General features: G+C 69.7%; 12 protein-coding genes. 4 read left to right on the plus strand and 8 right to left on the minus strand.

The window, feature by feature from the left end:
* The first annotated feature begins 76 nt into the window (after window positions 1-76).
* The gene (locus OG206_RS08035; RefSeq protein ID WP_327113720.1) at window positions 77-1,543 is read left to right on the plus strand and encodes a citrate/2-methylcitrate synthase; all 1,467 of its coding nucleotides are present in this window, start codon (window positions 77-79) and stop codon (window positions 1,541-1,543) included.
* A gap of 158 nt (window positions 1,544-1,701) precedes the next feature.
* Here the strand turns inward: OG206_RS08035 and OG206_RS08040 are convergent, their stop codons facing one another.
* Window positions 1,702-2,709: a LacI family DNA-binding transcriptional regulator gene (locus OG206_RS08040; RefSeq protein WP_327113722.1), complete on the minus strand. Its 1,008-nt coding sequence runs from the start codon at window positions 2,707-2,709 to the stop codon at window positions 1,702-1,704.
* A gap of 453 nt (window positions 2,710-3,162) precedes the next feature.
* On the opposite strand from OG206_RS08040, the gene OG206_RS08045 reads away from it, so the two are divergent.
* Together OG206_RS08045 and OG206_RS08050 are read left to right on the plus strand one after the other, a co-directional pair.
* Window positions 3,163-4,893, plus strand: a complete 1,731-nt coding sequence (locus tag OG206_RS08045; protein WP_327113724.1) for a sensor histidine kinase — start codon at window positions 3,163-3,165, stop codon at window positions 4,891-4,893.
* The gene (locus OG206_RS08050; RefSeq protein ID WP_327113726.1) at window positions 4,890-5,567 is read left to right on the plus strand and encodes a response regulator; all 678 of its coding nucleotides are present in this window, start codon (window positions 4,890-4,892) and stop codon (window positions 5,565-5,567) included. The genes OG206_RS08045 and OG206_RS08050 overlap by 4 nt, the downstream gene beginning before the upstream one ends.
* A gap of 265 nt (window positions 5,568-5,832) precedes the next feature.
* Here OG206_RS08050 and OG206_RS08055 read toward each other — a convergent pair whose 3' ends face one another.
* The 6 genes from OG206_RS08055 to OG206_RS08080 form a co-directional block, all read right to left on the minus strand.
* Window positions 5,833-7,425, minus strand: coding sequence for a solute symporter family protein (locus OG206_RS08055; protein WP_327113728.1), 1,593 nt, complete (start codon window positions 7,423-7,425; stop codon window positions 5,833-5,835).
* On the minus strand, window positions 7,422-7,898 hold the full coding sequence (locus OG206_RS08060; protein WP_327113730.1) for a DUF485 domain-containing protein: 477 nt from the start codon (window positions 7,896-7,898) through the stop codon (window positions 7,422-7,424). Before OG206_RS08060 ends, OG206_RS08055 begins: the two co-directional genes overlap by 4 nt.
* A gap of 96 nt (window positions 7,899-7,994) precedes the next feature.
* The gene (locus tag OG206_RS08065; RefSeq protein ID WP_327113732.1) at window positions 7,995-8,672 is read right to left on the minus strand and encodes a response regulator transcription factor; all 678 of its coding nucleotides are present in this window, start codon (window positions 8,670-8,672) and stop codon (window positions 7,995-7,997) included.
* Window positions 8,669-9,832, minus strand: coding sequence for a sensor histidine kinase (locus OG206_RS08070; RefSeq protein WP_327113734.1), 1,164 nt, complete (start codon window positions 9,830-9,832; stop codon window positions 8,669-8,671). Before OG206_RS08070 ends, OG206_RS08065 begins: the two co-directional genes overlap by 4 nt.
* On the minus strand, window positions 9,829-10,356 hold the full coding sequence (locus OG206_RS08075; protein WP_327113736.1) for a DUF1453 domain-containing protein: 528 nt from the start codon (window positions 10,354-10,356) through the stop codon (window positions 9,829-9,831). Before OG206_RS08075 ends, OG206_RS08070 begins: the two co-directional genes overlap by 4 nt.
* A gap of 121 nt (window positions 10,357-10,477) precedes the next feature.
* Entirely contained in the window at window positions 10,478-12,604 is a 2,127-nt protein-coding gene (locus tag OG206_RS08080; protein WP_327113738.1) for a DNA gyrase/topoisomerase IV subunit B, read from the minus strand.
* Window positions 12,605-13,036: 432 nt separating this feature from the next.
* Here OG206_RS08080 and OG206_RS08085 point away from each other — a divergent pair, with 432 nt between their 5' ends.
* Window positions 13,037-13,270, plus strand: coding sequence for a DUF7455 domain-containing protein (locus tag OG206_RS08085; RefSeq protein WP_327113740.1), 234 nt, complete (start codon window positions 13,037-13,039; stop codon window positions 13,268-13,270).
* Between the two features lie 106 nt (window positions 13,271-13,376).
* Here the strand turns inward: OG206_RS08085 and OG206_RS08090 are convergent, their stop codons facing one another.
* Window positions 13,377-14,207, minus strand: a complete 831-nt coding sequence (locus OG206_RS08090; protein ID WP_327113742.1) for a S1 family peptidase — start codon at window positions 14,205-14,207, stop codon at window positions 13,377-13,379.
* Between the last annotated feature and the right edge of the window lie 69 nt (window positions 14,208-14,276).

The raw sequence follows: 14,276 nt of genomic DNA on the forward strand, positions 1-14,276 counted from the left end.
TTGATTGAATCAATGAATATGGCGGACTGCATCTGACGTGATGTGGACGAGACATGGATATGGGTACGGTGAGGCCATGACGCATGAGCCAGTCCAGAGCGCCGCGCCGGACGACCAGGAGGTCGGTGGAAACCGGGAGGCCGACGAGGGCCGGGAGGCTCCGGGGACGACCGACGGCCAGGAAGCCGGGGGGACGGCCGGCGGTCCGGACGCCGGAACGCCCGGCCGGAGCGGGAGGCTCACCACCCGGGAGGCGGCGGATCTGCTGGGGGTGAAGCCCGAGACCGTCTACGCGTACGTCAGCCGGGGGCAGCTCACCAGCAGGCGCACTCCCGGCGGACGCGGCAGCACGCTCGATGCCGCACAGGTGGAGGCACTGGCGCGTCGGACCGGGCGGAGGGATCCAGGCGCGGCAGCCGGTGATCTGGTCTTCCGCACCGGCCTCACGCTCATCGAGCCGGACCGGTACTTCTTCCGCGGCGTCGACGCGACGGAGCTCGCTCGTCGGTACGGCTTCGAGGAGGTCGCCGAGTGGATCTGGACCGGCGAGCTGCGCCCTGGCATCCGCTTCGCCGCGGCCCCCGACTCACTGGCCGCCGCCCGGCGCACGGCTGCCGCGCTGCCCCGGCACAGCAGTTCCACGGACAGACTGCGGGCGGCGGTCGCAGCAGCGGCGGCTGCGGATCCCTTGCGGTTCGATCTCTCCGCCCAGGGGGTCATCGACTGCGCCCGCAACCTGGTCCCCACCCTGGTCGGGGCCCTGCCCGATGCCGCTGCGGCAGGTCCGGCCGCAGTCAGGCCGGGGCCGGTGGCCCATCCACCGGAGGCGGAGGAGAGCGGCGCCGGCGGGGACGGCGGTGCGGGTGGATCGCTGGCCCGCCGCTTGTGGCCGAAGCTCTCGGCCCGACCGGTGGACGCGGCCTCGCTGAACGTGCTGGACACCGCTCTCGCACTGCTCGCCGACCATGATCTGGCGGCTTCGACCCTGGCCGCGCGGGTCGCCGCGTCGACGCACGCGCACCCGTACGCCGTGGTCTCCGCCGGCCTCGGCGTCCTGGAGGGCCCTCTGCACGGCGCCGCGAGCGGGCCGGCCCACCGCATGCTGGCCGAGGTCGTGGACCGGGGCAGCGCGGCACCGGTGGTCGCCGAACACCTGAGGGCGGGCCGGCCGATCCCGGGACTGGGCCACAGGCTCTACACGGGCGAGGACCCGCGGGCACGGCTGCTCTTCGCACTGCTGGAGGCCGTGCCCCAGGCGGAGCCCGCACTCGCGGCAGCCCGCGACGTCGTCACCACCACTGCCCGCCACACCCCCCTGCACGCCAACATCGACCTGGCACTCGCCGTGCTCTCGGTCTCCTCCGGCATGGCCGGGGAGGCGGGCGAGACGGTGTTCGCGGTGTCCCGCACGGTCGGCTGGATCGCCCACGCCATGGAGGAGTACGGGGAGCGTCCTCTGCGCATGCGGCCCAGCGGGCAGTACTGCGGGCCGCGCCCGCCCCGCCCCCTGCCGACTCCCCTGCCCGCACCGGGCGCAGAATAGGGCGCCGTCGTGTGAGGGTGGGGCGCCGCGAACGCGGGGGCCGTAGTACGACGCGGGGGTGCGACTGCCCGGACCGTCGCCCTAAGAAGCTGAAGCAACCAACACCTGGGTCGTCGCCGCAAATTAGCTACAGCCCGACGGCAATTCTCTCCTGGGCGCTACCGGGGCGGACGGGTGGTGGAACCGCGTACCACCAGTTCCGGTTCGAACAGGAGCTCGTCGGAAGGCACCGTACGCCCGGCGATCTGCACCGAAAGCAACTCGACGGCGGCCCGCCCCATGGCCTCGATCGGCTGCCGCACCGTGGTCAGGGGCGGCTCGGTGCAGTTCATGAACGCCGAATCGTCATAGCCGACGACGGAGACGTCCCCGGGGACGGACAGTCCGCGGCGACGCGCCGCCCGCACCGCCCCGAGAGCCAGCGGGTCGCTGGCGCAGATGATGCCGGTGACGCCGTGCTCCAGCAGCCGCATCGCCGCGGCCTGGCCGCCCTCGAGCGAGAACATGGCACGTGCCACCCACTCGTCCGGCACCGTGACCCCCGACTGCTCGGCCAGCGCACGGGCGGCGGCCAGTTTTCGCTGGGAGGGCACGTGATCGGCCGGGCCGAGGACGAACCCGATCTTCTCGTGTCCCAGGGAGACGAGGTGGCGCCACGCCTGCTCGACGGCCACCGAGTCGTCGCACGAGACCGCGGGGAAGCCGAGACGAGCTATGGCCGCGTTGATCAGCACGACCGGGATCTTGCGGTCGGCGAGCACCTTGTAGTGATCGTGGGGGGCGTCGGCCTGGGCGTAGAGCCCACCGGCGAACACGACTCCTGATACCTGCTGCTGGAGCAGCAGTTCGACGTAGTCGGCCTCGGAGACGCCCCCTTTGGTCTGCGTGCAGAGGACCGGGGTCAGCCCCTGCTGGGCGAGCGCGCCACCGACCACTTCGGCGAAGGCCGGGAAGATGGGGTTCTGCAGTTCCGGCAGGACCAGTCCGACCAGTCGGGCCCGCTCACCGCGGAGCTGCGTGGGACGTTCGTATCCGAGGACGTCGAGGGCGGAGAGGACGGCTTGCCGTGTGGCGTCGGAGACGCCCGGCTTGCCGTTCAGCACGCGGCTGACCGTGGCCTCGCTGACCCCTACTTTCTTGGCAACCTGAGCAAGTCGTCGCGTCATGAACGCAAGATTAGCGCAAGAAGCGCAAACAGATTGCATGGAGTCGGATGCCCAGAGAACGCTCACAGACGCGGCTCCCGAAGGCAAGGGCTCCGGTGGCGCCGGTCTTCGGCCGAACCTGGCCGACGCGCTGCCTTCACGGTCCACCAGCCCCTCGCGCGGACGGGCCCCCGCGCCGGACTGCGGGGTAACACCCGGACTCGGTCGCACACCGTCGGCCACCGACCATGATCGGGCACGAGGGCCGGGCTTCGGCGGCCGACCGTCGGCGATCAGCTCCAGTGATCAGACGTTCGTGATCAAGCGTTCGTGATCAAGCGTTCGTGATCAGCATGGGTGACCAGGCGTACGTGGTCAGGGGCGGTGAGCGCCGGCGGTGACCAGCTGTCGTGGTGACAAGACCGAACCGCGCAGATTTCGGGAAGGCCGCGTTCGGCATCTACCGTTCGCACGATGAGCGCCCCACCGACCACCCCGCGGGGACCGCGCCGGTTCGGCCGGCCGAGACGGGTCTTCTCGCAGGTCCTCCTGATGCAGCTGGCCATCGTCACCGGAGTCACCGTTCTCGCCACCGGGCTCTTCCTGGCGCCGCTCAGTGCGCAGCTGGACGACCAGGCCATGCGACGCGCCCTGGCCATCGCGCAGAGTACGGCGGCGCAACCGCAGATCGCCGAGTCCCTGCTCACGACCGAAGCGAGCCCACAGGGCCCCGTCCAGACCGCCGCCGAACGGATCCGGCGGTCGACCGGCGCCGAATACATCGTGATCATGGATGTGCGCGGGGTGCGCTGGTCCCACACCGATACCTCCCGCATCGGCGGCGTCGTCTCGACCGACCCCGGCACCGCGCTCGCCGGCAGGCCGGTGATGGAGATCGACAGCGGCACGCTCGGCCGGTCTGCACGCGGCAAGGTGCCGCTGCGCGACGGATCGGACCGTGTCATCGGGGCCGTCTCGGTCGGCATCGCGTACGACAGCGTCCGCGCCCGGCTGCTCTCCGTGATCCCCGGTCTCCTCGCCTACGCCGGCGGGGCACTCGCTGTGGGCGCCCTGGCCGCCTATCTCATCTCCCGGCGCCTCCAGCGGCAGACCCACGATCTGGCGTTCTCCGACATCTCCGCGCTGCTGACAGAGCGTGAGGCCATGCTGCACAGCATCCGTGAGGGCGTCGTCGCGCTGGACCGCACCGGGCACATCAGGCTCCTGAACGACGAAGCCCAGCGCCTGCTCGGCCTCGGCCCGGACGCCGCGGGCAAGAAGCTCGAGGAGGCCCTGGGTCCAGGCCGGACGGCCGATGTGCTGGCAGGGAGGGTCGTCGGCGACGACCTGATGACCGTACGCGGCAGCCGTGTGCTCCTCGCCAACCGGATGCCGACCGACGACGGCGGAGCCGTCGCCACCCTGCGGGACCGCACGGAGCTCGAGTACCTCGGCCGCGAACTCGACTCCACCCGCGGCCTCATCGACGCGCTGCGCGCTCAGGACCACGAGCACGCGAACCGTCTGCACACCCTCCTGGGGCTCCTGGAGCTGGAGATGCACGAGGATGCGATGGAGTTCGTCACGGAAGTCGTCGGCGTCCACCGGGCGACGGCCGAGCAGGTCACCGAGAAGGTGCACGACCCTCTGCTGGCCTCGCTCCTCGTCGGCAAGGCGACCGTGGCCGCGGAGCGGGGTGTCGCCCTGCGAATCGCGCCGGGGTCGTTGCTGCCGGACCGGCTGGTGGATCCACGGGGCCTTGTCACAGTCCTCGGTAACCTCGTGGACAACGCCTTGGACGCGGCTGCGGGATCCGCCGACGCCCGGATCGAGGTGGGGCTGCGCGCCGAAGGGCGTACCGCGGTTCTGCGGGTGCGCGACAGCGGGCCGGGCGTGGCTGCGGAGGACCGGGAACGCATCTTCACCGAGGGCTGGTCGACCAAGGAGGTTCCGGCCCACGGCAAGCGGGGCCTTGGACTACCCCTCGTACGCCGGTTCGCGGAGCGACAGGGAGGCAGCGTCTCCGTGACGGGCGCCGACGAGGGCGGGGCGGTGTTCACCGTCGTCCTCCCCGAGGCGCTGCGCGAGACGACGCCGGGATCGGAACCCGGGCCGGACCCGACGGGCGAGGACCAGCCGAGTATCTCCGGTCCCTGCGGCCCGTCGGCCCGAGCACAGTCAGCCAAGTCTGGAGAAGCCCTGTGATCGAGGTCCTCGTCGTGGACGACGACGTACGGGTGGCCCGCATCAACGCGGCCTACGCCGCCAAGGTGCCCGGATTCCGCGTGGCCGCCGTGGCACATTCCGCTGCCGAGGCTCTCGCCCGGGTCGGAGAGATGCCGATCGACCTGATCCTGCTCGACCACTACCTGCCGGACCGCAACGGCCTGTCCGTGGTGAGGGAGTTGCGCGAACTGGGTCACCAGGCCGACGTGATCATGGTGACCGCGGCCCGCGACGTCGCCACCGTCCAGGCCGCGATGCGCCACGGTGCCCTTCAGTATCTGGTGAAGCCGTTCGCGTACGCCGGGCTCCGCACCAAGCTGGAGGCGTACGCGGCGTTGCGTTGCACCTTCGAGAGCGGCGGCGAGGCCGAGCAGACCGAGGTGGACCGCTTGTTCGGCGCTCTGTGGGCGCCGGGCGAATCAGGCCTGCCGAAAGGGCACTCGCCGACGACAGCGGAACTCGTCCGTCAGTCCCTTCGTTCGGCCGACGGGCCGCTCTCCGCTCAGGAGATCGCGGAACGCGTCGGCATGAGCAGGCAGACGGCCCAGCGCTACCTCAAGCTTTTGGAACGCACAGGCCGGGTGCGGCTGACCCTGAAGTACGGCGAGACGGGCCGCCCCGAACACCGGTACACCTGGGCCACGAAATCCTGAGCTCCGCCGGAGCGGGCCTCTGAAGTCTGCGCGGAGGAGTCCGGCGGCACGGCCAGTGCACGCGACCCAGCCGGTCCGGCGGCACACCCAGTGCGCGCAACGCCAGCCGGGCATCCCAACTCTGCAGAAGGGCGGCCGGGACGGCGGTGCGCTCGCAAGACCGGGCACTGGGCACTCCCGCCGCCCCGCGGGCCCTCAGGGTCTCCTGGATCCCAACAGCCGCGAAGCCAAGGCCACGATCCGAAAGCCCCGCCGCTCGCCGGGGCTACGCCGCCCCCGCTCCGGTGAGCGCCCGGACCTCCGTCTCCGCGTGCTTCGCCGTGTCCGGAGGTTCGGAGGACGTGACGGTGCCGATCCAGCCCGCCAGGAATCCGGCCGGAATAGACACCAGTCCGGGGTTCTCCAGCGGGAACACGGCGAAGTCCACACCGGGGAAAAGTGACGCCGGCCCCCCGCTGACGACCGGCGAGAGCAGCACGAGCAGGATCGCCGGGAACAGTCCGCCGTACACAGCCCAGACCGCTCCCCGGGTAGTGAAGTTCCGCCAGAACAGCGAGTAGAGCAGCGCCGGGAGGTTGGCCGAAGCAGCGACCGCGAAGGCCAGCCCCACCAGGAAGGCGACGTTCAGGTTCTGCGCGAGGAGACCCAGCGCGATGGCCACCACCCCGACGCCGGCCGCTGCCACCCTTGCCACGCCTACCTCGCTGCGCTGCTTGGCACCCGGCCGACGGAAGGAGGCGTAGAGATCATGGGCGACGGACGCGGAGGAGGCGAGGGTGATGCCGGCGACGACGGCGAGAATCGTGGCGAAGGCGATGGCGGCCGCCACGGCGAAGAGCACCGTGCCTCCCGTTGAGCCCTCCCCGCCTCCCAGGACCAGCGCGAGAAGCGGAACCGCCGTGTTCCCGGAGGCATTCGACGCACGGACATCGGCCGAACCCACGAGCGCGGCAGCTCCGAAGCCGAGGACGATCGTCATCAGGTAGAAGCTGCCGATCAGGCCGATGGACCAGACGACGGAGCGACGGGCCGCGCGCGCCGTCGGCACGGTGTAGAAGCGCGACAGGATGTGCGGCAGGCCCGCCGTTCCGAGGACGAGTGCCAGGCCGAGGCTGATGAAGTCGAAGCGCGCGGTCCAGCTGCCGCCGTACCTGAGCCCTGGCGCGAGGAAGTCCTTGCCGTGGCCGCTGCGGTCGGCGGCGGTGGTGAGGAGAGCGTTGAAGTCCCCTCGGAAGTGCACGAGGACGAGGACTGTGAGCGCTACGGCCCCGGCCATGAGCAGGACGGCCTTGACGATCTGGATCCAGGTCGTGGCACGCATACCGCCGAGGGACACGTAGATCACCATGAGTGCTCCGACCCCGACCACCGTCCAGGACCGGGCGGTGCCGCTCGTACCACCCAGCAGCAGCGCGACAAGGCTTCCCGCGCCCACCATCTGCGCCACGAGGTACAGCACCGAGACGGTGACGGACGACGTCCCCACCGCCGTACGCACGGGGCGCTCCGCCATACGGGCGGCGACCACGTCCGCGAGCGTGAAACGCCCGCAGTTCCGCACGAGTTCCGCGACCAGGAGCAGGACGACCAGCCAGGCCACAAGGAAGCCGACCGAGTAGAGCATGCCGTCGTAGCCGAAGAGCGCGATCAGCCCCGAGATGCCGAGGAAGGAAGCGGCGGACATGTAGTCCCCGGCGATGGCGAACCCGTTCTCCATGGGTGAGAACAACCGGCCTCCGGCGTAGAACTCCTCTGCGGAGCCCTGCCGGTTCCGGCTCACCCAAGTCGTGATGCCGAGCGTAACGGCGATGAACACGCTGAACAGCAGCAGCGCCAGCGTCTGGTGGTTCCCGCTCACCGGCTGATCCCTCTTGTCATCTCCTGTGTCTCCCAACGCAGTTCCAACGCAGCCCGGTCACGGTGCAACCGCGCATGACGCGCGTACGCCCAGGTGAGGAGGAAGGTCGTGAGGAACTGTCCCAGCCCCGCCACCATCGCCACGTTGAGCGCTCCGGCCACGGGGTGCGCCATCAGGCCATGAGCCGCGGTGGCCGCGATGACATAGGCGAGGTACCAGAGCAGGAACGCGGCAGCCGCAGGTACGACGAACCGCCTGTACCGGCGCCGTACTTCGCGAAAGGCCGGACTGTTCTGCACCTCCAGATAGATCTCGGCCGCGCTGTACTCATGCCGTGCCCCCGCATGGGACCAGCCGTCCCCGGCCGTACTGCCTCCCGCGCCGTCCGGCTCGCCCCACCCGGCGGCCGGCGCCTCGTACCACGGGTCGTCGAGCCGCAGTCCTGCGGCGTCCGGCCCTGCTTCCTTCTCCACCAACAACTCCCTTGTCCACGAGCCTTTTCGGCCGCGTAGCCAAGAATGGGCAGATCGGGAAGATCCCGGGCACTTCATTCGTCGTGCTTCACCATTTCAGGTGACGGAAGTCCCGGGTGGGTGTGCGATCCCCCTGCCGTAGGCATAGCGCACGGCTCCTGTTCGGTCGCGCGCCCCCGTCTTGGCGAAGAGGTTGTTGATGTGCGTCTTCACCGTGGCCCGCGAGATGTGGAGGGTGCGGGCTATCTCCGCGTTGGAGAGCCCGTCCGCGATGAGGATCAGCACCTCGGCCTCGCGGGGCGTGATCCCGTCGGGCAGTTCGGACGGGGCCGGGGAACCCGACAGGACGGCCTGGGCGGTGACCCGCTCAAGCAGCCTGCGCTGCACCTTCGGTGACAGCCCCGCCTCACCGGACAACACCGCCTGGATGGCCTGCGCGATCTCCTCGCCGCGGGCGTCCTTGGTCAGATAGCCACGAGCACCCGCCTGCAGAGCGGTGAACAGGGAGTCGTCGTCGGCGAAGGTCGTGAGGACTACCACCTGAGTACGCGGATGCTCCCGGCGGATGCGACGAGTCGCCTCGACCCCATCGCATCTCGGCATCCGGAGGTCCATCAGGACCACGTCGGGCGCCTTCTCCTCGACGAGGGCGACCGCTTCCTCCCCGTCCTTGGCCGCCCCCACGACATCGATTCCGGGCAGCAGTCCCAGCAGCATGACGATGCCCTCGCGGACGACCGACTGGTCGTCGGCGACCACCACCCGCGCGGTCACGCGGGAACCCGCAGACTCACCACGAACCCCTCCTCGTCCGGTCTTGCCTCCAGGGTGCCGCCGAGCAGCTCGGCGCGCTCCCTCATCCCGAGAAGACCGTAACCGGACCCACTGTCAGCGAGGTCCGCACCTGGACGGTTACCCCCGGCGTCCCGAACCTCAAGTGCCACTGACTCCGGCCCGTACTCCAGGCGGACGAACACGGCCGCCCCGGGGGCATGCTTCCGGGTGTTCGTCAGCGCCTCCTGGGCGACTCTGCGGACCGTCTGCGACGCCTCCGCGGTAAGCTCCCGGCGCTCCCCTGCCACGGACACCTCGGCCGGCTCGCCGGCGACCAATTGTCTCAGGAACTCCTCAACCGGAGTCAACTCCCCACGCAACGCGGAGAGCGCCTGGCGCGTCTCGGCGAGACCCTCACGCGCCATGGCCCGCGCGGCCACCACCCTCTCCAGCACCTGATCACGGAATGGCCCGGCAGGCTCCCGCTCGATCAGCAGCCTGGCCGCCTCCAAATGCACCAGTTGTGCAGACAGGCTGTGGGCGAGTACGTCGTGGATCTCGCGGGCAATCCTGGATCTCTCCGCCAGGGCGGCCGTCCCTGCTTCTGCTTCGCGGGCGGCCCTTTCCTGGGCGAGGAGCCTCTGGGAACTGCCACGGGCCTCCGCGTCGAGTCGCAGCACGTATCCGCCCAGGCAGAGGCTGCCCGTGGTAATGGCTGTGGTCAGCCAGCCGTCCTGTTTCACAGCGGCGTAGGCGACGAGCGCCACCGCCGTGAAAGGTACCCCGGCCGAGAGCGGAAGGCGCTCCAGCGCGATCATGGCGCAGCCGCACCACAACGCCACCGCGAGCGCGCCCGCCCCCGCCTCCAGGGCCCCGAACGCCACCGCCATCAGCAACACCAGCAACCCGAGAGAGGGCCACAGCCGGTGTTCCCTGGAGGTGCGGAAGAACGCCCTGCCCGCCATCGCGCAGCCGACTGTCAGCACCAGACCGATCGCGATCTGCCACAGCGCGAACCGGCCGCCGGAGAAGGCGGACCAGAGGAGACCGATCAGGACCGCGCTCCACACGATCCGTGCGATCACCGCCCGGCTGCGGGCCTGGGGCGCCCTGGTGAGAGCTTCTCTCGAAGGCCAGCCCGTCCACGTACTCCGCATCACGCGCGGCCCTTCCCCATGCTCTGCGCGGACGTTGGCGGCATGACGCCCGCTGCGACACCGTACTGCTCACGCAGCCCCCGGGCCCGCAGGACCAGCACGCCGCTGCGGGCCAGCAGCATCGCTGCCAGCGAGACGAGCAGGGCCGCCGTGCCCTGATGTATGCCGAGGGCGAGGGTGACGGCTGCGAGGGATGCGCGCAGGCCCATGCCGGCGGCCCACACGAAGAGAGTGGCCCTGGTCCCTCGGCTCCAGACCGACGCGTCGGTCTCCTGCCACAGCCGGGCGGTCCAGCCCCAGCCTGCACCGGTGACCAGCCCCACCAGCAGACCCATGCCGAGCATCGCACCGGACATCGCTTCGTGACGAGGGTCGATGACGCCGTCGTTCTTCAGGGCGACGAGCATCAGAACGGCCGGCAGCAGCCACCAGCGCCGCTCGTCACCGACCCGCTGGGTCGAGAACTGGCGCACGACGAGAAGCGCGACGACCGCGCAGATCACCAGAACGTCGAAGAACCCTGCCATGGCTGCCTCCGGGAGACGTGACGAAGTGTTGTCTTCGACGCTACGGAGGATCGGTGATCATGAGATCGGCCCAGGGGTTGACCGTGGGTGGAGAAACGCTCTCCACCCACGGGTGGAGAGGTCAGACGTCGATGCGCGAGCGGTCCAGTGTGGCCGCCGAGCTGGTGATGAACTCCTTGCGGGGCGCGACCTCGTTGCCCATCAGGAGGTCGAAGACCTGCTCGGACGATTCCAGATCCCCGATGTTGATGCGCCGCAGGGTGCGGTGGCGCGGGTCCATCGTGGTCTCCGCCAACTGGTCCGCGTCCATCTCGCCGAGGCCCTTGTACCGCTGGATCGATTCCTTGATCCGGACGTTCTTCCGCTGCAGCTCCAGCAGCGTCTGGCGGAGCTCGTTGTCGGAGTACGTGTAGATGTACTTGTCCTGGCCCTTCTTGGGCTGGACCAGCTCGATCCGGTGCAGCGGGGGTACCGCCGCGAAGACCCGCCCCGCCTCGACCATGGGCCGCATGTAGCGCTGGAAGAGCGTCAGCAGCAGGGTGCGGATGTGTGATCCGTCGACGTCGGCGTCCGTCATCATGATCACCTTGCCGTAGCGCGCGGCGTCGATGTCGAACGTGCGGCCGGATCCAGCTCCTATGACCTGGATGATGGCGCCGCACTCGGCGTTCTTCAGCATGTCCGAGACCGACGACTTCTGGACGTTGAGGATCTTTCCGCGGATGGGCAGCAGGGCCTGGAACTCGCTGTTGCGAGCCAGCTTCGCGGTGCCGAGCGCCGAGTCGCCCTCGACGATGAAGAGCTCGCTGCGCTCCACATCGTCGCTGCGGCAGTCGGCGAGCTTCGCCGGCAGGGACGAGGACTCGAGCGCTGTCTTGCGGCGCTGCGCGTCCTTGTGCTGGCGGGCTGCGATGCGCGTGCGGGCCGCGGCCACGGCCTTGTCCAGGACAGCCCTGGCCTGGGCCTTGGCGTCCCGCTTCGTGGACGTCAGGAAGGCCTTGAGTTCCTTGGCGACCACGTTGGCGACGATGCGGTTGGCCGCGGAGGTACCCAGCACCTCCTTGGTCTGGCCTTCGAACTGCGGCTCCGCGAGGCGCACGGTCACGACCGCCGTGAGGCCTTCGAGGGCGTCGTCCTTGACGACGTCGTCCTCGGCGACGCGCAGCAGCTTGGCGGAGCGCAGCGCCTCATTGACCGTCCGTGTCAGGGAGCGTTCGAAGCCCGACACGTGGGTGCCGCCCTTGGGGGTGGCGATGATGTTGACGAAGGACTTGACGTTGGTCTCGTAGCCGGTTCCCCAGCGGAGGGCGATGTCCACACCCAGTTCCCGGGTGACCTCGGTCGCGGTCATGTGTCCCCGGTCGTCGAGCACCGGCACGGTCTCCTTGAACGTCCCGGTCCCGCTCAGCCGCTGCACGTCGCAGACGGCCTTGTCCTGGGCCAGGTACTCGCAGAACTCGCTGATCCCGCCGTCGAAGCGGAATGTCTCCTCCGTCTTGCCCTCGCCGTCGACGCCCCGCTCGTCGCGTACGACGATGGTGAGGCCGGGCACGAGGAAGGCGGTCTGGCGTGCCCGCTGGTACAGCGTCTCGAGGTTGAGCTTGGCGTCCTTGAGGAAGATCTGGCGGTCGGCCCAGTACCGCACACGGGTGCCGGTACGCGTCTTGGCGACCCGCTTGCCCTTGCGGAGGCCGTTGGCGGGGTCGAAGGGGCTGTCGGGACCCTGCTCGGTGAACATGCCCGGGACCCCACGCCGGAAACTGATGGAGTGGGTCGCACTGTTGCGGTCGACCTCGACGTCCAGCCGGGCGGAGAGCGCGTTCACGACGGACGCGCCCACACCGTGCAGGCCGCCCGAGGCCGCGTAGGAGCCACCGCCGAACTTTCCGCCGGCGTGCAGCTTGGTCATGACGACCTCGATGCCGGAGAGGCCGGTCTTCGGCTCGACGTCCACCGGGATCCCCCGGCCGTTGTCACGCACCTCGACGGAGGAGTCGTCGTGCAGGATGACCTCGATCGAGTCGCAGTAGCCGCCCAGGGCCTCGTCGACCGAGTTGTCGATGATCTCCCAGAGGCAGTGCATGAGTCCGCGGCTGTCCGTGGACCCGATGTACATTCCGGGGCGCTTACGAACCGCTTCGAGCCCTTCGAGGACGAGAAGGTGCCGCGCGGTGTAGTTGGAGCTGTCCCTGTCTGCGCCGCCTGCTCCGGTCAGCAGCGCAGTGGACGGCACGGAATCGGCGGTCACGCGGTTCGCTCCTCGCTGAATTTCATGTGGGGCCCAGTGGGGGTCGGGCTCGGCCTCGGTAGCCGCTGAGAGCCTACCGAGGCCTGGTAGAGCGGTTGTAACGCCACCCACGGGGAATCCTTATGCTAGTCCAGCCTCGCATAGGCGTTCGATCACTCGTCGGAGTGACGCGCACATCACGTTCCCTTCGAGGCATGAACCATTTAGGCTCCGGGCACGTCCTCATGAACAACCGGCACGCCAGCCGGCGGACCGTCCCACACAAGCAACGCGAAACCGTAGCGCTACGCAATACGGCACATTCGCCGCCAACCGGCGACAGACAGCCATCCCGAGAAGAAGTTTCGAAGAAATGCCACGAGCGGGAACGTTTTCGGCCTGGTTGGATGTTGACCCTGGTACGACAGCTCGTCGAGCTAGAGAAGAGGCGACGTGACTACTGTTCTGACCCCCGCGAGCCCGCTGACCGCAGCAGACCGCTGTGACCGTTGCGGCGCCCAGGCATATCTGCGCGTCGTCCTGATCAGCGGCGGTGAACTGCTCTTCTGCGCCCACCACGGTCGCAAGTTCGAGCCGGAACTCAAGAAGATCGCCGCGGAAATACAGGATGAGACGGACCGGCTCACTGCCGTGCAGGCCAGTTCCGCCGACGAGGAACAACACTGACACCTCGCATCCACGACGAGCCATGGGTCCGGTCCACGACCGGCCGACGGGCGGCCTCCCGGCAGGGGGGCCGCCCGTTCTCATGGCCCGCGACACGATCCGGCGGTCAGCTCCGACCGGCCATCCACCGGATCGCCGACGAGACACGCGTGTACACACCGGGGCTTCCGGGGCTCCCGCAGCCACTGCCCCACGAGACGAGCCCGACAAGGCGCCCACGGGCCACCAGCGGCCCTCCGCTGTCCCCCTGGCACGCATCCCGCCCCCCGGCGGTGTCACCGGCACAGAGCATCGCTGAGGCGTCGTACGTGCCCCTTGTGCCGCCGGGGTAGGCCCGGGCGCAGTCGCCGTCCGGCAGCACTCGCACCGATGCGGCACGCAGCCGGACCGCGTAGGTGCCGTATCCGGTCGTGTCCCCCCAGCCGTAGACCTTCGCAGCCGTACCCGGCTCGTATGCCGCGCTCCCCGCTCTCGCCATCGGGATGACGCTACCCTCCGGGAGCGCTCGGGCCAGGGTGACCACCGCGAGGTCGCCGGCGTTCGTGCGGGGGTCGTACGCCGGATTGGCCCATGCGGACCGCACCGAGATCTCCTGACCACCCGATCCGCCCAGTTCGTCCCGCCCGGCGATGATCCGCAGATCGCGGATCTCCGAGACAGCCGCCCCGAGGACGTCCTGCCTCAGACAGTGGGCAGCGGTCAGCACCTGCTTGGGAGCGATCGCCACACCCCCGCAGAACTGGCCCGCGCGGGTTCCTCCGAATCGGTCACGGCTCGACAGGGCCACCACCCACGGACTGTCCGCGACCGCCGCTGGTCTGCCGCCGACGATGATGCTGTCGGCCGCCGCGGCGGGCGGGGGGCCGAGCGGTATGACGGCGGTAGCTATCGCCAGAGTGCAGGCCGCCGGCAGGACACGGGCGAGGACGCGGGGCATGAAGACTCCTTACGCCGAGGTGATCAGTGTCCACTCAGCGTGATACCCGCCGAGGGGGGCCGCACGCGG

It is taken from the genome of Streptomyces sp. NBC_01341, assembly GCF_035946055.1.
Taxonomy (GTDB): Bacteria; Actinomycetota; Actinomycetes; order Streptomycetales; family Streptomycetaceae; genus Streptomyces.

What these genes read in the sequence shown, in the direction of transcription:
- OG206_RS08090 (WP_327113742.1), bottom strand. Translation starts at nt 14,207, where the DNA reads ATGCCCCGCGTCCTCGCCCGTGTCCTGCCGGCGGCCTGCACTCTGGCG.
- OG206_RS08035 (WP_327113720.1), top strand. Translation starts at nt 77, where the DNA reads ATGACGCATGAGCCAGTCCAGAGCGCCGCGCCGGACGACCAGGAGGTC.
- OG206_RS08045 (WP_327113724.1), top strand. Translation starts at nt 3,163, where the DNA reads ATGAGCGCCCCACCGACCACCCCGCGGGGACCGCGCCGGTTCGGCCGG.
- OG206_RS08075 (WP_327113736.1), bottom strand. Translation starts at nt 10,356, where the DNA reads ATGGCAGGGTTCTTCGACGTTCTGGTGATCTGCGCGGTCGTCGCGCTT.
- OG206_RS08040 (WP_327113722.1), bottom strand. Translation starts at nt 2,709, where the DNA reads ATGACGCGACGACTTGCTCAGGTTGCCAAGAAAGTAGGGGTCAGCGAG.